At 34.4% G+C, this 21,264-nt stretch carries 18 protein-coding genes and 2 pseudogenes; 4 read left to right on the top strand and 16 right to left on the bottom strand.

The genetic code is table 11. The annotated features are described in order from the left end of the window. Positions 1-46: 46 nt before the first annotated feature. The 5 genes from FGD67_RS21475 to FGD67_RS21455 are packed head-to-tail and all read right to left on the bottom strand — an operon-like array spanning position 47 to position 5,254. On the bottom strand, positions 47-1,633 hold the full coding sequence (locus FGD67_RS21475; protein ID WP_257173049.1) for an SAVED domain-containing protein: 1,587 nt from the start codon (positions 1,631-1,633) through the stop codon (positions 47-49). Beyond that, the gene (locus tag FGD67_RS21470) at positions 1,626-2,105 is read right to left on the bottom strand and encodes a Mov34/MPN/PAD-1 family protein (protein WP_257173048.1); all 480 of its coding nucleotides are present in this window, start codon (positions 2,103-2,105) and stop codon (positions 1,626-1,628) included. Before FGD67_RS21470 ends, FGD67_RS21475 begins: the two co-directional genes overlap by 8 nt. Further along, positions 2,098-3,822 (bottom strand): ThiF family adenylyltransferase, encoded by a 1,725-nt coding sequence (locus FGD67_RS21465; RefSeq protein ID WP_257173047.1) that lies wholly within the window; start codon positions 3,820-3,822, stop codon positions 2,098-2,100. The genes FGD67_RS21470 and FGD67_RS21465 overlap by 8 nt, the downstream gene beginning before the upstream one ends. After that, complete coding sequence (locus FGD67_RS21460; protein ID WP_257173046.1) at positions 3,822-4,856, bottom strand: nucleotidyltransferase; 1,035 nt, start codon at positions 4,854-4,856, stop codon at positions 3,822-3,824. Before FGD67_RS21460 ends, FGD67_RS21465 begins: the two co-directional genes overlap by 1 nt. A gap of 32 nt (positions 4,857-4,888) precedes the next feature. Beyond that, the gene (locus tag FGD67_RS21455) at positions 4,889-5,254 is read right to left on the bottom strand and encodes a metal-dependent hydrolase (protein ID WP_257173045.1); all 366 of its coding nucleotides are present in this window, start codon (positions 5,252-5,254) and stop codon (positions 4,889-4,891) included. A gap of 145 nt (positions 5,255-5,399) precedes the next feature. Between FGD67_RS21455 and FGD67_RS21450 the strand changes: the two genes are divergently transcribed. Genes FGD67_RS21450 through FGD67_RS21440 form a run of 3 tightly spaced genes read left to right on the top strand, consistent with a single transcriptional unit; the run spans position 5,400 to position 7,166 of the window. Next, positions 5,400-5,969, top strand: coding sequence for a hypothetical protein (locus tag FGD67_RS21450; protein WP_257173044.1), 570 nt, complete (start codon positions 5,400-5,402; stop codon positions 5,967-5,969). Further along, the gene (locus FGD67_RS21445) at positions 5,966-6,376 is read left to right on the top strand and encodes a hypothetical protein (RefSeq protein ID WP_257173043.1); all 411 of its coding nucleotides are present in this window, start codon (positions 5,966-5,968) and stop codon (positions 6,374-6,376) included. The genes FGD67_RS21450 and FGD67_RS21445 overlap by 4 nt, the downstream gene beginning before the upstream one ends. Continuing rightward, positions 6,369-7,166: an ImmA/IrrE family metallo-endopeptidase gene (locus tag FGD67_RS21440; protein ID WP_257173042.1), complete on the top strand. Its 798-nt coding sequence runs from the start codon at positions 6,369-6,371 to the stop codon at positions 7,164-7,166. The genes FGD67_RS21445 and FGD67_RS21440 overlap by 8 nt, the downstream gene beginning before the upstream one ends. Positions 7,167-7,209: 43 nt before the next feature. Here the strand turns inward: FGD67_RS21440 and FGD67_RS21435 are convergent, their stop codons facing one another. Continuing rightward, positions 7,210-7,968, bottom strand: coding sequence for an endonuclease (locus tag FGD67_RS21435; RefSeq protein WP_257173041.1), 759 nt, complete (start codon positions 7,966-7,968; stop codon positions 7,210-7,212). A 70-nt stretch (positions 7,969-8,038) separates the two neighbouring features. Between FGD67_RS21435 and FGD67_RS21430 the strand changes: the two genes are divergently transcribed. Continuing rightward, complete coding sequence (locus FGD67_RS21430; protein WP_257173040.1) at positions 8,039-8,221, top strand: hypothetical protein; 183 nt, start codon at positions 8,039-8,041, stop codon at positions 8,219-8,221. 28 nt (positions 8,222-8,249) lie between these two features. Here FGD67_RS21430 and FGD67_RS21965 read toward each other — a convergent pair. The 10 genes and pseudogenes from FGD67_RS21965 to FGD67_RS21385 form a co-directional block, all read right to left on the bottom strand. Next, a pseudogene (locus FGD67_RS21965) lies at positions 8,250-8,327 on the bottom strand (DUF4113 domain-containing protein); the annotation flags it as partial. Positions 8,328-8,533: 206 nt separating this feature from the next. After that, positions 8,534-10,147 (bottom strand): PKD domain-containing protein, encoded by a 1,614-nt coding sequence (locus FGD67_RS21425; protein ID WP_257173039.1) that lies wholly within the window; start codon positions 10,145-10,147, stop codon positions 8,534-8,536. Between the two features lie 120 nt (positions 10,148-10,267). After that, positions 10,268-10,810: pseudogene (ssb, locus tag FGD67_RS21420) on the bottom strand (single-stranded DNA-binding protein). A 16-nt stretch (positions 10,811-10,826) separates the two neighbouring features. Next, complete coding sequence (locus FGD67_RS21415) at positions 10,827-11,585, bottom strand: hypothetical protein (protein WP_257173038.1); 759 nt, start codon at positions 11,583-11,585, stop codon at positions 10,827-10,829. A gap of 344 nt (positions 11,586-11,929) precedes the next feature. After that, a complete protein-coding gene (locus FGD67_RS21410) occupies positions 11,930-16,246 on the bottom strand; it encodes a PEGA domain-containing protein (RefSeq protein ID WP_257173037.1) in 4,317 nt (1,438 codons plus the stop codon). Next, entirely contained in the window at positions 16,212-16,919 is a 708-nt protein-coding gene (locus tag FGD67_RS21405) for a hypothetical protein (RefSeq protein WP_257173036.1), read from the bottom strand. Before FGD67_RS21405 ends, FGD67_RS21410 begins: the two co-directional genes overlap by 35 nt. Positions 16,920-17,068: 149 nt before the next feature. Further along, positions 17,069-17,851 (bottom strand): tetratricopeptide repeat protein, encoded by a 783-nt coding sequence (locus FGD67_RS21400; protein WP_257173035.1) that lies wholly within the window; start codon positions 17,849-17,851, stop codon positions 17,069-17,071. Positions 17,852-17,961: 110 nt separating this feature from the next. Continuing rightward, positions 17,962-18,195: a hypothetical protein gene (locus FGD67_RS21395; RefSeq protein WP_257173034.1), complete on the bottom strand. Its 234-nt coding sequence runs from the start codon at positions 18,193-18,195 to the stop codon at positions 17,962-17,964. Positions 18,196-18,349: 154 nt separating this feature from the next. After that, positions 18,350-20,140, bottom strand: coding sequence for a hypothetical protein (locus tag FGD67_RS21390; protein ID WP_257173033.1), 1,791 nt, complete (start codon positions 20,138-20,140; stop codon positions 18,350-18,352). Between the two features lie 7 nt (positions 20,141-20,147). Beyond that, positions 20,148-21,263, bottom strand: a complete 1,116-nt coding sequence (locus FGD67_RS21385; protein WP_257173032.1) for a 3'-5' exonuclease — start codon at positions 21,261-21,263, stop codon at positions 20,148-20,150. Position 21,264 lies beyond the last annotated feature (1 nt).

Below are 21,264 nucleotides of genomic sequence, written 5' to 3'. Positions count from 1 at the left end.
TATTAATCCAATAAACTAATTGTTTTATATCATATTATTTTCTTGTTTAAGTTGATATGTGACAAACATGGTTATCACTTCTTAAACGTAATCTTGGCACCATCGTATTGTCACTAAAGTCATAAATAATAACCTCTGGGTGATGGGTATCATATGCTTGCCCAATAAAAACTGATGCTGCATTTGAAGCACAAGCAAATAAATGGATTGTTTTGGCACCAAAATTGGATTGTAATTTGTGTAAAATAGCTTGAAGGTCAGCAGTTAATGCTATTCCATCATCAGGGTGTGGTATTGCTCCATTGCCCATAACTTCTTTATTTGCTCTTATTGTTATTATTTGAGCATTATTTTCAGTGCAAACAGCTTCAGATGCTTTTAATAAATTTTCAGGTTCCGCAGTAAACAGAATATTAATAACAAAATCAGAGCCTTTACCTAGGGTTTCAAGCCCTTCAACTTCATAGAACTTTCCACTAGCGGTATTATTGGGCCATGACCATTGCCCACCTTCTCTATGTCTCAGCATCGGAATTATAGAGCTTTTATTTCCCAACTTAGCACCTAAGCCAATAAGGGCTGACATTGGTCCAAACCCGAAAAGGGCTGCTTTATAACCATGATTTTTAATCTGCTGTAATATTCTATCAGCGGAACTATTAATAATGGCAGGCATCATATTCCACAAGACATCAGGAGTTGAACGTAAAAAGTCTTCATTATCACTTAATGTGTTCAACTGCTCGTGCATTCTAAATTTCATTTTAGATAAGCTATTCGCTATTTGAAGATAAGTCGGTGGAGAAACAGTTTGAGAGTTCACAGGCCAAAGCACCGCATAAACTGGAATTGGTTCATACTTCAAACCATCTAATAAGCTATTGGCAACAATACAAAACTCTTTTCTCATAGCTGATAATGTTGGCGCGGTATAATCACTAGCAGCAACTTTATCAATTAAACGGTGATGCTTATCGCATAGTAATAAGACATTTTCAGGAACATCAGATAATTTTTCAGATAGTAATGTGATACCACGAGGACCTTGTTCTGATGATGCTACGTTATGCGCTAGATATGAATAATTTCCTGTAGTACCAGTAAGATCTTCACAATCAAGATTTTCGCCACAACCAGTAAACATACATCGGCCATGACTATCTCTAAGTACAGTATTTTTTGTTGCAGTTTTAAACCCATCTCCTCGTCCAGCTTTTTTCCTATCGGATTCAAAACATTCGAATAAATTTGTCACTTCATCAAGGTTTAAATAGGCGCTTTGATCTACAACTTTTATCCAAAGACTATTTATAGAGTCAAGTGAAGATAAATCGTTTGCAGTAATTTTATATCCTTGAATATTCCGATAAATGATTATGTTAGCACTTCCCTGCAAATGGGAAATTGCTGTTGTTGCAACAGGGCTAGTTAAGCAAAATCGTAGACTTGCCACTATCAAGTCATCTTGAATGAACAAAATAACCATATTTTTATTGCCATCATCAGTAAAAACACCAACAGTGTCCCACATAACTAATTTGGAAAGATTAGCCTGAAATTCATCTACTTTATCTAATGAATCGAGTGGAAAGTTAGCTGCTTGATTACAAAATTTATCCGTTGCATTAGCCATTATTATCTCTTGATATTATTTCTAAATTATTATTTAAATTGATGTAAATATTTGTCTGCTTTTGTCCAACAATAACAAACAATAGTAATCGATGAGGGTTGCGTTCCATACAAAGAAGCCAGTCATTTATATCTATATTTGAGGGTATGGGGTGGCTTTGCGGATGAGTGTGCCACGTCCCCAAGTATCCCATTTCTCCAGATGATTTTTTAAATGCTTTATCTATTGCCCTTTGATGAAAAGGATCTTGCATCAAAAAACTAGCTCGTTTACTTTTATCTTTAGGTTTAGGAGTTGTACACAAGTCAACCCAAAATGTTTTATCATCTGGTAATCTTGAGCCAATCAACACACCAAACTGCTCTGTATCAGAATTATTAATTTGTCGGTGTTGTAACCAACATTTGTATACTTCTGGGTTAATGTTGATGGTAATTAATTCGTTTTTAAATATGACATTATCTTCAGCCACAAGCATCACAATCCTTATCATGTAGAGACTTAATCTGAAGTGACTCAGAAAATTGATAATATCGGTGAGTTAATTGAATATTATTACCTTTAGCATCATGGTCACTGCCTTTCCAGCTCACTTTTGAGGATGTGGTCAGCTTTTCTTCTAAAAACTTAATCGCTAAATCACTTGCCATTAATGCTGTCTGAGCAGAGCATATCGCTCCATATGAAATAAATTGCTCTCCACAACCAGCAAGGTTTATAGTCACATTTTGATTAGCTTCAATAAAATTAAGGTTTGAATTAAGACCTCTAGCTAAGGTTTCTTGGCAAAGATATGAGCATAACAAACAACCTTTAGCATCAGGAATATCAAGTGTTGCATGACCTCCGACACCAAAGCCTTCTAACCAGGTATTAATGACAGGTACATCAACTTCATTTTCTATTAAGTATTCTTTAAACAATCTTTCATGAGTAGGGCTACCAATAGCAATGATAATTAGATCGTAAGACAGTAACTCCTGCCTTTTACGTAAATCTAGTAGTTTTCTACGCGACCCTTTTGCTTGTGACCAAAGAAATTGACGCTGTAATTGCCAACCTAAACCATGAGCCTTAGTTAATCCTAAAAACTCTTCAGGTAAAATATGTCGGTAAAGGTTATCAATTGAATAAAAATCAGAATCAAATATATCTAAGTGTTGAATACCAGCAGATGAAAGTTTATGGGCTATTTCACCGCCAACAGAACCTGCACCTATTAACGCTACTCGTCTATATGCTAAATCAAGATTAGCACCGCCTCTAGGTAGTACATTTTCTTTATTAAATAGCCTCAGAGGTATAGCTTTAACTTTCCAGTGTTCTAATTGTTTAGCCGTCAATGGTAATTGATGCTTTTGTTTAGCTTGAAAGTGCAGACAAAACCAGGTTTTCCCTGAAGGTACTTCGACATTAAAAATAATCCAATATTCTCTGCTACTCCAGCGTCCATACTGTTCATTAAGAATCTTTTTATCATCATTTTTTACATTTAATAATGCGCTAAGATACCAACATTTAAGATCTTCTTTTTTTAAGGGTGCTGGCTCAACATCAATCAAAGGCAATATAATAGCTTTACCTGCAATTGGTCTATCTGCTTTATTAGTATTCCAATGGAGACGAGCGATGACAGATAAGTCACTATCTTTAGTTTGTGCTAAATGGTATGAGTTAACCCCATAATCACAATTCGCTAATGAACGTAAAACATCAACTTCTTCAAGTTTTCCACTCGCGCTTGTTAACAATATTTGTTTACTTTTAATATCACAAACGCCTAACCAATTTGAAGAAAACTCACGTAACAGTTCTTGGCGATTCCACTCAGGGTCAGTGATAGATTTAGTTAGGATAGCAATATGCCTATTTAACGATTCTTCAATAGCTAACAAAGGCATTGAAAAATTTACCGAAACAGAATCTCGATCATTTACGCAGATTGATCCGAACTCATACCCCATAAATTTATTAATAGATACATGCGCCAACTGACCATATTCAGTGGGCGAGGATAAACTAAAAATAGGTAAGCCAGTTATCTCATCAGTTAAAAAATGAATAAGCTCAACAGGTTTAGAGGATATTGTTAACTTAACCGATATAATTTTAAAAAGATCAATTGGTGACTTTTGACAATTAAAGCCTTTCTCAAGCAAATACTGAACAATACTATCTATATCAGCCATTAAGCCCCCTGAGATGTTCCAGCAGCTCCTGCTGTTACATAGGTTGCTTTAGCAATAGTACTTGCTTTTGATGAACTGCTTGGAATTTCAAAATCATCACCAAATATTGCATTCAAAAGCCTACACTGCTTGATTAAATCTTCTTCCTCTATAACTTTATCAAGCTTACTTTTTAAAGCAGTTAATTTTTTATAAAATTGAGTACCAGTATTAACGCTACTCCCATCAAATATGTCTCTCCAAGGGGATGTTGGAAGATTTACTAATACCTTGTATTGGTCGCTACCTTGATAACCAAAGTAGAAACCATTTAGCATTGCACCAACCGTATCCCTGAATGCTATAAGATCACTTGCTTTACCGTTTTCATCAAAATTAGGCTTGAACTGTTCTTTTGCCATCACAGTCAGAGCAATAGAAAATACCTTTTTCGCAACATCGTTGCTAAATTTTACATCTCTCCACCTTTTAAGATATCTAACTATCCTTTTATACTGTTTTAATTTATCAATAGCAGAACCGATATAATCATCTTTATTATTTATCCAGTCCCTCAGCCCCTTAGGGTCTGAGCTTGACCATATCTTATTTTCATCTTTCGAGTTCTTTTTACCAACAGCTAACTCATACTCACCATTTTGTTCACGATATAGTGGTATATCGATATGTAGACTTAGACTGGCATAATCAGCAGTAACGCAAGGTTTCTTTATCTTAGCGTTTTTAAATCCACGATCTTCTAATACTTTTATTATGATTTTTTTTACTTTAACAGGATCATCAGGTGCATCATCAAAAGCGATAACAACCGATCTATCAATATCAAAGTCATCAACCGGATGTTTAACTGCTGTGGCTGTTGATTGCGATCCTTGTAAAAAGTCTTCAATAACTGGGTAACCTTCTTCTTTTAGTGCTTTTTTAACATCCTTAAGAATACTGTCGTCTTTTTCTCTCGCGTTTTTATACTCAGTATCTTCACGGCCAAGTTTTATTTTGTCATGAAATTTTATAAATTTAGCTTGAATACTCACTGTATCCTCCTGAATTATTATTTTATTAAATATTACAACTTACCAATTAATGGTAAGCCCTTTGGTGTAGTAGAATCACAAACAAGATGGCTTAAATATGAGCAGCCTGCTATCAACATGACACTTCTCAATATTTTTTCAAATCCAGTTTCTGCTTCCCATTGATAAGCTTTGTACACACCAAAACCTATTGCAGAAAATGTCAGTGAGCTATGGAAAAACTGTCGATGGTTAGGATGATATGCAGGCTCGATAATATCAGGTAGCTTTCCAAAGAAGCCTCCTAAAGCAGTTGCAACAACTGGGTTATGTATAAGTTTATGCTTCTTATTATCTACCATTGCAATTGCTAGTCCCGTTGTAGCTCCAACAGCTAAATGTGTTTTTCCACTCGACAAACTTGTTTCTCCTCAAAGATGTTTATGATTTAATATTGTAATGTTAACCAAAGTGATTTGGTCTCTAATATATAAAGGCAGGGAAATTTAATTTTCTGGACATGTCCAGAAAATTAAATATTTGGAGCCTTAAAAGGATAGAAGTATGAAAAAGGAATATTCTTATTATACGGTTGATGAATTTATCATCGCTTTATCAACTTTAAATAAAACTGATAAAAAGAAACTACTATTGTTTGGCATAAAGTATTGTCGTGATTACTCACTTGAATGTGAAGGTATTGATTTATATCAAGAAGCGATAACTAGACTATTATCTGGCTCGCGAAGAGCAGCTAAAGGAGTAGACATAGTGACTTCACTTTTCACTGCAATGAAAAGCGTAGGAAATTCAGTACTTAAGTCCAAAAGTCAACGGTTAAGAGATCTATCTACGAGTATTGAGGATAATGAACACGTTGTTAATAACCAGGTAAACAACGTAGAAATTGACGATGAGGATGATTACTTAATTAAACTTAAGTACCAATTAATTTCTGAACATTTTGGTGATGATAAAGAAATTATTTCTATGATTGAACTTATTGGTGATGGTTTAAAAGCAAAAGAAATTACCAATATAATGTTCAATGGAGATAGAAAAAAATATGACACGACATACAAACGTTTTATGAGAAAGCGAAAGTTAATTCACAAGGAGGCTGAAGGCGTATGAACTATAAAAACGCAATAATCAACATTGAAAAATCTTCATATGATTCCATTTTTTCAATGGAAGAAAGCGAATTAGATAGTGAACTTTCATCATTGAATATCGATGTAAATAAACAATTAAAAGCATTAGATGCTATCACCACCGATGCTGTTCTATTATCAAAGAAGAACAAACTGAAAAATGCTCGCCTTCAACTTGATAAGCAAAATGAGCACCAATCAAAAAAATCACACATTGTAGACTTTCTATCTAAAAAACAACTTGATGCAAAAGACTTCCTTATTAGTCTACTTATACAGGGAAAAACAACGTTGGCATTTAGAGATGGGCAAGAACTGTCTAATGATGAAGCTATTGGCATTATTGATAACTTAATTGAATTAGGTGAAATAAATATCGATGAGTAAAGCCGTTTTGAAAGAAGTTAGCAGCTTATATATCGATGAACTTGGTATTACTTCCCCTTCTGAGATTGATATTGAAGCAATAGCATTTTATAAAGATGCTATTGTAAAAAGTGAACCTTTAACTGGGTGCGAAGCCAGAATTATTGGCGCTGGTGATAGAGCTATCATTACTGTTAATAGTCAATCAGATATGGAAAGACGTAGGTTTTCTATCGGTCATGAACTTGGTCACTGGTTCAAAGACAAAGGGAAAATTGGCAACTTATGCTCACATGATGATATGAACTCAAGATGCAAAGGTTTAGCCCCTAAAGAAAAAATTGCAAATAGTTTTGCATCAGAGCTTTTGATGCCAAATTACCTAGTTAAAGACATCATAAAAGACAGCCCTTTAACTCTTGATACTATCGGCCTAATAAAAGATTCTTTTAAAACAAGTTTCATGGCCTCGCTGAGAAAGACAATTTCTACCAATTATCATATGGGATTTTTTGCTTGTTATGACTCAGAAGGTAAACGTAAGTATTTTTCAAAAAATTCAGACTTACATTACTACTTTTCACCACCACAAACGGCACCTATTGACTCATGTGTTTTCGATTTAATTTTTAATAACACAAAAGAGCAATCTGCAAAGATTTTAGATGGTAGTGTTTGGTGTAGAAATGATAGTGCTTCTCACGTTGTTGTTCATGAACACGCTTTTCATTATCATAATGGCGACTTTATCACGATAGTTTGGTGGGAAGATGAAGAACCTATTTGGAAAGCTATTGAAGCAGAAAATTAGGATCTTTCAAGTACAAAACTTCCTATTAATTAAACAAAAAGTATTACTTACATTCATTGATTAAATTATTACCTGAACCTTGTGCTTTGCATATTCGCTTGTTGCGCTCTACCTCCCAATCGCTGATGGGGTCTTGATCATTCCACTGCTCAAGCATTAGTTTCTTATCGTCACTGAACTTAAAACCAAGTACTTCACCATATTTATCTTCTAAATAAAGCTGAATACGAGCGATATCACCTCTAACTTCTTCTGAAGGCTCAACCACCTTATTTACGGAGTCATATTCAAAATCACATTTCCCATAAGAACGCTTTTCACCAATAATTTCGGTATAAGGTAAATTGCTTCTATCTGCATTAACCTCACCGATAGCTGGTGTTAAATTCACCAAGTCATTATGAGCATTACGAAAATCACTATTAACTTTTTGACAACAATCTCTACCTGATTTGAGTTTTCCATTGGATTTAACGCATTTTGGAAATTGACTTCTTTCACTCCCCCAGCAAGCTAAATGACTTCCCATTTTACTTGCAGGTAATACATGCTCCCACTCAATCCTATTATCACGAATATTCTCTTTGCCTGAGCTAGTTATTGGTGTTTTAGGCTCATAACCACAGCTAGCCTGATCAACTTGTTTCTTATTGTTAAATGCACAACCACAATAGAATGACTTATGGTTATCTCTATAAACTTTAGTTAATGCTAGCTTCTTTGCTTTACTGAATGAGCTTGGTATATCTGCTGAATTACTAACAATAGTTATAAGCAATAAAAGGAATAGGAAAAATTTCATATGGTATTAGCTTGTTAATTAATCTTCGTCTAATGTTATAGAGGAATTTAATGAATTCAAGGATGACATAATGAATCAGCAACTACCACCATGGACCTTAGTAAAAACTTGGCTAGAGATTATTCAACAAGAAGATATTACAGAGCATGTAAAAGGTAAGCGTCATAAGATGTTAACCTATTATTTTGGTTCAATTGAACTTGCAGGTATGTATGTTGAACAGAACCAGCATCATTTTAAAAAAGCATCATAGATAGTTGCTTAGGATAATCAATTCAATATCAACAAATAATTTTAGGGATATCTATCCAGCTATTTATATATCCAGGCGAAAGAAAATTTCGCCTCATTTCCCATCTTTGTGTTCTCCCAACTTATTCTATTTCGATTACTCCATTGCCATATCGGTTATTTATGTGAACATAACACTGCATTAAAGAAAACAGCACTAACTGATTAGTGCTGAATTCAAATTCGCTTTTGTATCAGTACATTTGGCAAGTAGAAAATAACAGTTGGATAGCCAACTGTTATTTTTCCATTCAAACAACTTGTAGACTTTATTTTAATTACTAGTAAATGTATAACTAGAAGAAAATGTATCACCTGTTTCTTGAATTTCAAAACTAAAATTAAGCGTTACTGTCGCCCCTCTAGTTAAAGGTGAAATTAATTCAAATTCAACTTCCGTACCATCAACTAACTCATAATCATCAGATATAACTGTAAAATATGGAGTAACTTGTGTCGTATAATCTGTCACAGCAACATTAATAACCGTAAAGTTTTGCCCTTCAGCTAGCAATTTAAAAGTGCCCAATGAGTACGTTGTCGGGGTTGGAAAGCCTGATACACTGGCAGTTACCGTGCCATTTGATGAATATGGTAATGAAACTTCATTAAAGGTTCCTCCAAAAAAGCTTCCACTATCTTTATATAATCTAACTTTAGGTTGTATTGCTTCAATTGTAACATTATCAGATAAACTATCTTCCAAACCATCATTAACAGTTAAACTAAAAACATAACTTCCATCCAAATCAGGTGTGAAACTTGGAAGTTCGACTTGTTCATTATCAAGTACAGAACTACTTCCTGTTGGTTTTGATACAAAAGACCAAGTATATGATAAAAGATCGCCATCAGCATCTGAACTTCCAGTTGCATCAAGTGACACTATATTCCCAGCGAGTACGTTCTGATCTATGCCTGCATTAGCTACAGGAACAGAATTTTCTGTTGCTGCAATAATAGTTACTGTGTCAGCTACACTATCTTCGGTGCCGTCATTAACAATTAGTTGCGCAACATATGTGCCATCAAGATCAACCGTAAATGTTGCTATAGCACTAGATGAATCACTTAATGATGCACTGCTATTTTCAGGTAAAGTTGTTAATGACCATGTATACATTAATGTATCACCATCAGAATCTGAACTTGCACTAGCATCAAGTGTAACCACTGATGTTGTAACAACATTCTGATCTATGCCTGCATTAGCTACGGGAACAGAGTTTGCTGTTTCTGCGATAATTATTACAGTATCAGCGACACTATCTTCAGTGCCATCATTAACGATAAGTTGCGCGACATATGTACCATCAAGATCAACCGTAAATGTTGGTACAGCACTAAATGAATCACTTAATGATGCACTGCTATTTTCAGGTAATGATGTTAATGACCATGAGTAAGACAGTGTGTCTCCATCAGAGTCAGAACTTGCACTAGCATCTAGTGTCACTATAGTAGTGGTTACAACATTTTGATCTGTACCTGCCTCTGCAACAGGAACAGAGTTTGGGGTTGTTGCAACAATAGTCACAGTGTCAGCAACACTATTTTCTGTACCATCATTAACAATAAGTTGAGCAACATATGCCCCCTCAATATCAATCGTAAAAGTAGGTGAAGCTCCCGTTGAATTAGTTAATGATGCACCACTATTTTCAGGTAATGATGTTAATGACCATGAATAAGATAGGGTGTCTCCATCAAAGTCAGAACTCGCACTAGCATCAAGTGTAACTAATGATGTTGTGACAACATTCTGATCTATGCCTGCATTAGCTACAGGGGCTTGATTTTGTGATGAGTCAGAAACTGAATCAGTCCCTGAACCACCGCAAGCAGTAAGAGTTGACAGTAGCAAAACAGTTACAAATATATTTTTCATTTTTAATACTCTACGTCCTGTGATTATTAAGAGCTAGGCTGGACGATAAAAAGCCTAGATCTATTAAGAAGCTAAAATGTTTAATAAACAAAAAAGCAAACTGGTTTAAATTGTCCAAATTTAGAAAGGTGGTTCATCCCAATCAACATCATCTATCTGAGGAATGCTCTGTGGCTGAACATTTTTTTGCCTCGACATCCCTGAACTATGTGTTGGCAAATGTGAAGGTATGTTCGTTGGATTATTAACAGGTGTTGCATAATTATTGTTGTTATTTTGACTAACATTTGGGTTATTAGCAGCGCCTCTATTTTCAATATTCTTTAAACTCTCAAGCATTTGCATCGTACTTGCATGCACTTCAGTTACATAACGTTCATTACCTGTTTGGTCTTGCCATTTACGCGTTTTTAAGCTGCCTTCAATGTACACTTTGCTACCTTTTTTAAGATACTGCCCTGCTATTTCTGCCAATTTTTTAAACATAGAAACTCTATGCCACTCAGTTTTCTCACGTTGCTCTCCGGTATTTTTATCTTTCTAGGTCTCAGATGTTGCTACGGTGATATTGGCAACCGAATCGCCATTTTGAAATACTCATATTTCAGTTTCTTGACCTAAGTTCCCGACTAAAATCACTTTGTTAATGCCTTTACTAGCCATGATTTTTCCTAATTTATTAATGAAGTGTTTCAAGTGAATTGTTATTAGCACTGTTATCAAATAATGATGCTAAGTTTTGAAAAGGGTTATTGCTTATATGGTCTGTTTCGTCATTCAAAACAGATAGAGGATTTTTATATTCTTCATGAAGTTTTTTCATTTCGGCAACATCAGACTGTGTTAACAATCCCATTTCTATTGCCAGGCTTGATATTTCAATTGAGCTTAACCACAAAGTCCGTTTCTCTAATAGTGGAGATGTTAATGATTTTTCAAGGTCAGCTATTTGACAATAATCATCTTCATTCGCTTCAGTATCTAATCCATACATATGTGACATATCCACGCAAATTGAAAGACCACTAAGCGTGTTAAAATTCTCTTCGGCTATAGATATTGATTTATTAAGTTGTGCCCAACCTGATGCTTTTTTTCCTATTTCAGCATTAAATTTTTCTTTTAATTTTAATTCACAAAATATAAGTTCATTAGCTGTAGGCTCAGCTATAAAATCAATTTCTCTAAACCTTACATTTGATTTTTTATCGGTAAATTTGAGGATTCTATTTTTATTTTCATTTGATATTGAAGAGAGGATACTTTGAACAACGAACTCCCATTTCAATAGGGCTTTGTTATAGCTAGCTGCATAGTGATCAACAGACTTATATTGACGAACCTTGTCAGTTATTCTTTTATATTTTCTGTTATTTCTTTTGTAAGCTGGTGAGGTAGTGCTAATTAATTCAACATTAAAATATTCAGAGTTCGTCATAATTGTTCCGCTTTTATTGGGTTCAATTATATAAACGTACTGAAATAGTAAGAATTAACAAAAGTTTGAAATTAAATATTTAAATGACTCAAAAAGTCAGGGGATTCTAAATTAACTAAAATGAACACCCCTCCGAAATCAGCGATGTGTCCGGGTATTCATAAAATATTGCTAGTTGTGACAATATCAATTCTGATATTTTAGTGGGTAAATAGAAATCAAAGTAAAAATTTGATGTTCAATAGCTTTTCTATGAGTAAGAGAAAACTTTTAAGAGAGGGGAACTCAGGGTTAAGCCTTCCCCTGTGTTCTGATTCAAAGTGTAAATGCTAGCCGAGCTGAGATTATAGTTCAGCGTGTCGAGTCAACCACTCAGTAGCGCGGTTCATTCCCTTGTTATGGGCAATTTTAAATAATTCAACGGCTTTTATGTAATTGACTTCTACACCGTGTCCTTTGAGGTACATATCAGCTAATTCATAACAAGCTCCCTCATTACCTTCTTCAATAGCTATATTAAAAAATGAAACCGCTTTATCAAAGCTATTAGAAGCTTCAGGGCTGTCATACTTATAAATAGTACCTAACGAATATGCTGCACCTGACATTTCATCCTTATCTTCAGATTGTAAGGCTTTCATGTACCAAAAAATGCTTTTTTTGATATCCAGATTAACACCTTCTCCTCTTTCGTAGGCAAGAGCTAGAGGCCTATATGAATTAGTATCCCCCAACTCTGCTCCTAACATATAAAAAGAAAAGGCTTTATCTGGATTAAATACGCCATACTGTTTATCACTATAAATATAACCTAAAAACCAGAAAGCCTTTGCATAACCTCCATTCCCAGCCATTAAGAAGTATTTAATTGCCTTTTTAAGGTCTTTCTCTTGTCCCACGCCATAATGGTATATTTGCCCCAATTTAAAGGAAGCCTTTGCATAACCTCCATTAGCCGCCATTAAGTAATATTTAATAGCCTTTTTGAGGTCTTTCTCTTGTCCCAAGCCATAATGGTATATTTGCCCCAATGCATATTGTGAATATAAATGATTTTGTTTTGCTGCCATTAAGTGATATTTCAAAGCTTGGTCATTGTCGCGTTCAATGTACCATCCAATTGAATACATATTCCCTAAATGTTCTTGAGCAGCGATAAAGCCTAGATTTGCTGACTGTTTTAACCAATAGATACCATCCTGTATTTTTGATTTATCCTTTAAATACAAACGTCCTAACGCAAACATCGCTCCAGCATGCTTATTAGCAGCAGCTTTTCTCAACCAATCAACTTCAACAGAAAGATCAGCCGTCTTTTTATTTAAAGATGAATGATGCCAAGCTAGTTGAAATTGAGATTCTGCATCTCCTGCGGTGGCTTTCTCTTTTAAAGCTTTAACATCAATGACTTCAGGTTTGGCAATAATAGATAAGCTGATGTTTGATGAATGAACTTCACCTTGAGTGATATTGATTGTACTCGTTAATGCTTGATAGCCAGCTTTAACAATTTTTAGCTTATGCTTACCTAAAGGCACATATTTATGAAAAGGTGTGATTCCAGCAAAATTATTATCAATAAAAACTTTAGCGCCTTCAGGTGTTGAGAAAATTTTTGTATTTTTTATTGGAATAACATTCTGCGCCGTTGTTATACTTAAAGGGTTATTATTAAGCTTTCCATTTACATCATAATGATTAATTGATGATATATAATCCCCTTTGTTTGAATATGTGGTTATTAGTTTTTGAAAATCAAAAGCTTTCCAATTGGCTGGTTTATCAAACTCATCAAAAAACGCCACTTCAATATTTCTACCCAAGTTATCATATTTGTACTTAGCCTTTGCAACCCCATTAATTTGGGTACGTTTTTCATCTCCCCAAAAATATGATTCCTCAATTATTTTCCCCCAAGCATTATAACTAACTCCCCTTTTAAGGGGAATATGTTTGTTTGAGTGAGCTAAATCACCATCAGTCCCAAAATACTTTTCTTCAAGTAAATGACCTTTGGAGTCACGCTTATAAGCTACTTTTGCAAAGCCTAACTTACCTAAAACGGGTTTACCATCAACACCATAATATGATAAGGAGTTACGATAACCAAAGGCATCGTATGTTATTTTTACCAATGCAGCTTGCATATCACTCATTGCTGCTAGGTTGTTATTCTGTTCTAAACAGAGGAACTCTTCAATGTCGCTATATTCATTCCACTTTTTGCTTGTAATGGCACAACCTAAATAATTTAAACTCAAATTTCCTCTTGAGTTATAGCAGGTATCTCTAATGCCATTGCCATTATCATCATATTGATGTGAGATTTTTTCGCACTTTTCATCTCCATATATTGGTTGCTCTTTTACATCAAAAAAATCTTCTTCCGCTATACGACCTTTTTCATCATAGGTGAATTTTTTTATTGCTACTCCTTGGTCTAAATAACTTCCAGTTAAATCATCAACATATTCTTTAAGAACATTGCCATCAATATCAACTTCGAAATGTGTTTTTTTATCGCCTATAGAGTCACTCTTGTCTTTGGTTTTTACATTCCCCCATTTATCATAACTCCATATCGTATTACTTACCTTTCCATTTCTATTTGTTTTTTCTTTAACAATTTGACCAAATGAATTATACCGATATTCACTTTGTGAATCGCCAAATTCACCTCCACTCTTGTCTAATAAAAACGAAGATTTGTCTAATCCATTTTCATTAGGGGCATATGAAACTCCATAGTGTTTATTATCCATCGGGGTTGGCGTGCCATAAGGATTTTGGTATTCACGTTTTAACAAATACCCATCTGACGAGTATGTTAACAAGTCCTGGGATATATCATCGGGTGATGAGCTTGAACCTATAGCTTTAGCAAGACTGAGATAGAGTTTGTTTTTTATATTAGCTGTTGCTTGATAAAAGCCTGCTATACCAGGATATTTATTAAACACTGCCACTGCCTGATTGTTCTCACTAAATTGAAAGTTTATTGTTTTAATTTTTTTCGTGGTTTCACTTTTAACTAATACTGATTGAATTCTTCCTTGCTCTGTATATTGATACTCCCATAGCGCATTATTTTCTCTACTCTCATCTTTTGTTAATGTGCCTACACTATTAACATGACTTAAACGCTTTAATACTCCGTCTTGATACTCCATTTTATAACTAAAAGTTCGATGGCTCACTTGCTCATCTGTTAATTCATTGATACCAAAAGGAACACTCCATCTTTCACCTACAGCCGAATAGTAATAGGTTTTAATGCGGTGTTTATCCCATTGATAAAGACCAATGAGGAGCAGTGGAAGAATAATAAAAACAAATAACACGCTAAGTTGTTTTTTACTTTTTTGTTTCAATGAGGTACATAGGTATTCATTCAGTTTTGAGTCACGAATAAGGTTTAACTTAAGGTAGCCTTTACCTTCTTTGAGTAGTTGCTTATCTTTTAATAAATAGTCTTTCTTGTTTGTTGTTGCTTGTTGCCAGCGTGTATATTGACCGTCAATACTATAGCGCCAAAGAAGATATTCTTTAGAATCTACAATCCATTTTTTTAAAGCATCCCAATGTGTGAACAAACTGTCATGAGCTAGTTTAACGGCTGAGCTATCCGCTTCTCCTGCTACGCTTACAATTAAGTTCGCATCGATAAAACCTTTTACAAGGTTATCAAGTGGTTTATTAGAAGCAATATCCTCTAACTCAACACATCTTGCAAAAGGTAGTCCTTCAGGATTCACCCCAACAAAGTAATCAAAGAAGGTTGATGTTGTTTTTTCTGATGCCTCACTTTCTTGTAAAACCGATGATGCGCGATAAGCAATAGCCCCCGTTAATCCACACAGTGCTTGATAATGCTTATGTTGTAATACCGTTGTGTTTTTATCTTCCTCTGTAGCTTTACTATAAAGCTGCTCAAGTAAAAAACTCACCATTGGCAATGCATACGGAGTGTTGATGGCTTCTTCGATGATAATGGTATCTAGTGCGTCATTATTATCACCTTTTTGCTCAAAGGTAATGCCTGAAAACAGTGCTTGCTCATGAACAATGGCTTCCCACTCTTGTGAGGTTAATTGTGAAGCAACATTAGAAATAATGGGTGAGCGAAGTGCTTGGTTATCGAGTAAGCGACCTAAGTATTCATTTCGTATGGCTAAGACGATATTTAATGGGGAGAGCGCTTTGGCTAGGCCATCAATTATGCTTAACTCACTGCCAATACTTTCAATATCTTGCTCGCTTTGACTAAACACTTCCTCGTATTGGTCTAAATACAATAAGCATTGTTTAGTCTCAGGTGTTACTAAAGAAGATAAAGATGTTATTCCTTCTTCAATGGAGTGATTAAGTGTTGAGACTAGCTCATCAATACTATGGTTTTTTATATCCCAGGCAATAAATAGTTGTTTGAGAATAAACCGTAAAATACCTTGTTCTTCTTTTAGAGAATTAGGTGTGCAATACGCCCAATGTAACTCATCATATTCTTGCTCTAGCTTGGGAATTAACCCTGCTTTGATTAAAGAAGATTTACCCGTGCCACTGGCACCTGAAACAATTAATAAGCCACTGTTTTGTTTTATATCACTGTATAAGCGTTCAACATCTTTATCTCGACCAAAAAAAACGTACGCTGTCTTCATAGTCAAAGCTTTTTAACCCTTTAAAAGGCTGCCAGCGACCTAGCGGGTCACCATTGTAGGCATCGCCTAATAATTGACCTAATGTGTGTTGTAATCGCTCAGAAGGAATGAGTATTCCGCCAAGACTCTCTACACGTTTTCGAAGCGGTTCTGGGATGTCTTTGTCGTTATCTTGAGGGTAACAAAGGTAGAATGATGAAATAGTGTCTTTGTTTTGCTCTACATATTTACACGTCGATTCAAGCTTCTCAACGATATGACCTATCGCTTTTATATGACCTGACGTTAAGACTTCACCTGTAGCAAATACAGGATGAGCAAAAGAGCTGTCTTTTTGTAAATTGATTCGCCACCAGGCATCAAAGCAGGCTAACGCATAGCCTAAACCACTACTTGAACTGCCCTGGGTGAAATTATAAGTTTCGTTATTACACGCTAGTAAGTTAACACTGGCGCGAAAACGGTGGCGCTGGTCGAGTTTATTAAAAGACACATAAGCAGCTGTAACTGAAGCAGTTACATAGGCTTGTTGTTCTTTAAAGGATTGAGTCGTTAATGCTTGTTTAAGTTTAAGGTTTAAAACACCTTCTACATTTGAGTCACCAACTCGACTTTCTTGCACTCTAACATCGACGTTAAGAATGGTTTCTGTACTAGTTAGAATGTAGAGCATTGTTAACTTCCGTGTGGTGACATTAAATTTGATTTCAATATAGGTAACATTACCAATAACGAAAGATCTTCTAAACAATTAAAACAGATAAAAAGCGTAAATTCATCCTACTTTTGAATAAAACCAACTGCCCATCAACATAGTTACAATCAAGTATCACCCGAAACTTTGTTTGATTGCCACATTACTTCCAGCACTTTCGCTTCTGCAACTTGTTCTGCTGATATTTTTTCTTCAAGCATATCTCTATAGCGAACTCCCTCACTACATCCTTGTTTAGCTGCTGCATTAAACAAGGAATACGCGAGAGGATAATTCTGTTTAACCCCCAATCCACCTTCATATAATTCACCGAGAGACCATTGAGCTTGATTACACCCTTGTTTTGCAGCTTTCTCATACCACTCAACTGCCTTAGAAAAGTCTTTTTTAAGAGTGCCCCCCCAAGAGTACTCTTCAGCAAGATTTCGCTGTGCGGGCAAATAGCCTTGCTCGGCTGCTTTTTTGCACCATTTTACCGCTTGCTTATGATCTTCGTGAACTCCACGACCATAATAGTAAATAAAGGAAAGTTTATATTGGGCTTTCACATGCCCTTGTTCAGCTGCTTTTTTTATCCACTTAAAACATATTTTTTTGTAATCTTCAATTACATAACAGTGATTATCGTAAAGCTCTCCAAGTAAATATTGTGCTTCAGCTACTTCCAAGTCAGCGGCTTTTGTATACCAATTTATCGCTTTGTGTATATCTCTCAAAACACCTAAGCCATTTTCATACAATAAAGCCATGATCATTTGTACTTCAGGTTGTCTTTCACAATTTCCGTTAGTTGCAATAGATTCAACCTGTATAAAAAATTCTATCCATTCTGCATCTGAATCACCTTCTGGTATTCTGTCAAAAAGTTCTGTGATTATCGATTTAGTCATTTTTCACTCTTTGTCAAAGTTTTTTAATCTGAATTAAGCTAACTTTCTGACCCACTCAATTATACTTTTGAAGCCAAATAAGTAGATTTTTCGATATCCTTAACAAATGTCTAGTGCCAAATAACCTGTCCTCTTTGCCAAATCACATCTCCATTTTTTTTGAAGCCTAACACTTTATACCCGGTAGATTTTTTATCATTATTTAACCAAACAACTTGTCCCTTACTTGGGTTTGGGCAAGCAGCTTCCATCCTTTCAACCCAACTATTTAAATCACCTTTTCTTCCTAATGGTTTAGCAATCCAACCGTCTTTCTTTGAAATTTCATTTTGATAGTTATACATAATAGGCTCTCTTTATATTGTTAACTTAAGTCTTATTACCTAAGTTTGTGACTTCATAAAGAGAAACGATCTATTAAGAGTAAAATTAACAATTTATTTTAAATTTATTGTTATGCTTTTATAAAAACACTTTAATCCCTTGAAAATAAATAAGTTAACTACCAAGTGATAATACCGAATAATCCATCGCATCATCTACTAGCGTATGATCATAGGTAGATTCAACCAACCAATGAGCCTGCTCTATGCCAAAATCAGTATCAATCACTTCAATTTCTTTTAATTTATATTCACCAACGATATGCTTAATAACGCGAATGATCTCTGAGTCATTATGATTATTGACATTCTTAGTGAAAATTTTTACTTTCTGATTAAATAAAACGTCAAGCCTCATGTTTAAAACATTCTTTTCTTGTTCAAAAGCTGCACTGTGTAATTCAGACTTTTCTTTATCTACTAACCAAATAAATAAAATCTCACTAATATCATGGTTAACTGAGTTTTCTAATATGTAAGCATACATATCTATTAGAGCATTAAAGTTTTCACCTGTTATCACTCCAAACAGAACGCGCTTATCAGGATTAATAATTGAATGAATTGGTTTCTTTTTAACTTTTATGGGTAAAGAAGTAACCTGATTTTCATAATACACAACTTGCTCTACTTGATTACTCTGATGAAGAGTGAATGAGTCATCATTTATTTGAATGTAATTAGCTAAAAATGTTTTTAATGTTGGTTGATTAAAAATGAACCCTACATTTTTTCTATTATCACCAAACAGTACCGACTTATTAAATACCTCATGTATTTGCTCCATACTTGCGATATTAACTTCATTGTCATCAATCCCATCTTTTAATGCATGATATGACTTAACAAAAGTGTCTAAAGAATTTTCAGGTAAAGATATAGGATGTAAACCTACTCGTTCGTCTAAATCATTTTTTCCAAAAATAACTTTATAAGCATTCATTTCCATTTTATAAAATTCGTACTGAATGTTTTGTATTGGATATACATAATCAATTTGATCTACAAAAAACGATTGGAAAAAATGCTTCCAAAAGAATATTTCCTCGTTATATTCTGCATTTAATTTCTTTAACTTGCTCTTTGTTGAGTCATGATTATCTTCTGTTAAATCAAGGTTGTTATTTATCGCTAAGTAATAGCCCAAAATAATTGGAAAATCTTGCTCAAATTTAAATGGAACATTTAAGACGACAGAATCAATACCTTTAAAACTGTCTGGGTCAAAATGCTTTAACCAGCTTTTATGCTCCGCTAATTGCATTTCGTTTAGCCCTTCGTTCAATAAGTTATCAACGAGAAACTTCCCCCACCAAACCCACTGGTAAAAAGATGTTGATGAAAAGCTTTTATCCTTTATTGATACAATTTCTTCAGGAAGTTTTTTATGGTTTAAAACTGCAAAGATTAATTTATATTGAAATTTAGATAAATTTTCAAAAGCGTTTAAATAAGTTATATACTTTGTTGCCAAGCATGACTCGCTAATCTGACTATTTATAGCAACATGGAACAACTTAATAAAAGCTCGCCTAATGGCAGCATAACGATTGATTTTATCGCTTAACTCTATGTTATTTATATGGGTTGTACTTTGTGGTCCTAATGAGTTTTCAGCTAAATCTCTAACCTTTCTTTTTTTAAGTAAAAGTAAGCCCAAAGGTAAATGGTAGTGATTTAAAAATAAATTTTTATCTGCTTCAGCAATTTCAAATTTATGAACACTAGACATGAATACTATTACAGTATCATTGTTACAATGAAGGTCTTGTTCATCTGCCATCAAAGCAACACTATATAAACCCTGCGCTCTTTTAATGCCTAGTCTTTGAGTTGATATCCACAACATTTTTTTAAAAATTAACTGCTCTACCTCATCGTGAGATAAATAAATTTTTGTCATCATCAACTCCTTAAAATATATCATCTATAGTAAAATCATTATCACTTGTCTCAACATCTATCTTTTGTAATTCATTAATAGTTTCTGAGTTGCGAATAATATATAAATTAGTATTCGTTCTCGTTAACGAAACATAAATAATATCTTCTAAGACCCCCTGTTTTCTGAGCGCTTTTATGTTTATGTCTTCTTCATTAAAGCCAAACAAAATAACATGTTCAAACTCCAAACCCTTAGCACTGTGACTGGTAACTAACAAAGGTAACTCAGAGCTAAAATCATGTTTTCTTAATGATTTGTTATCTCTAAAATATGCAGATTCAATATTTAAACTTTGAAGCTCGGTTTGTAAGCCCCTGAGATGTTCATGGTTATGGGATATAACACCTATTCGCCCATGTTGATGCTTTAAAGACCTAATAATATCTGCAATTGTTTTAACTTCATCTTTACTATCTACATCGAGTAATTGAACGTCATTTTGCTCAATTCTACTCACCTTATCTTCAAGTGTTTCTTTACTTTTTGAGAATAACTGAGCCGTTTTTGCAATATTTTTATGGAATCTAAAAATATCTGTTAACTCTTCAGTCACCCCACCTTCTACAACGTCAGGTTTAGTTAGATCTGTTTTATAAATACCTTGATTAAAGTCCCCTAAAGACGTAATTCTCTTACTTATTTTTTTAACGAGTTCCCACTCATCTTTTCTCAAATCTTGTACTTCATCTACGACTGTAATATCAAAACTTCCGTTGAAGTCTATAGCTAATAAGGATTTCAAAAGACTTGTATATTTTTCTTCATAATTATTACCAGTAGGAACAATATTTTTGACTTTTGCTAGTTGCCAGAAATACATGTCTTTAGTTGCAATAATAATATTATCGGTTAAATCCATTTCTTCTAATGCGCTACTAAGGTATCCGTATAAACTATGGTTATATATTAGTAACAACGGCTTGATCGCTTGGCTTCTCACCATATCTTTTAGGGTATATAAACTGATCAGCGTTTTTCCTGAACCTGGTGGTCCTTCAACGAACAAGTTTTTATCTTCACGGGATACTTTACGAATGATCAATTTTTGATCGTCTGATAATTTGTTATAAGGTACTAAGAACATA

It is taken from the genome of Colwellia sp. M166 (assembly GCF_024585285.1).
In the GTDB taxonomy this organism is placed as follows: domain Bacteria; phylum Pseudomonadota; class Gammaproteobacteria; order Enterobacterales; family Alteromonadaceae; genus Cognaticolwellia.
The sequence above is the reverse complement of the archived record's forward strand: the minus strand, read 5'-3'. Positions and strand labels throughout refer to the sequence as shown.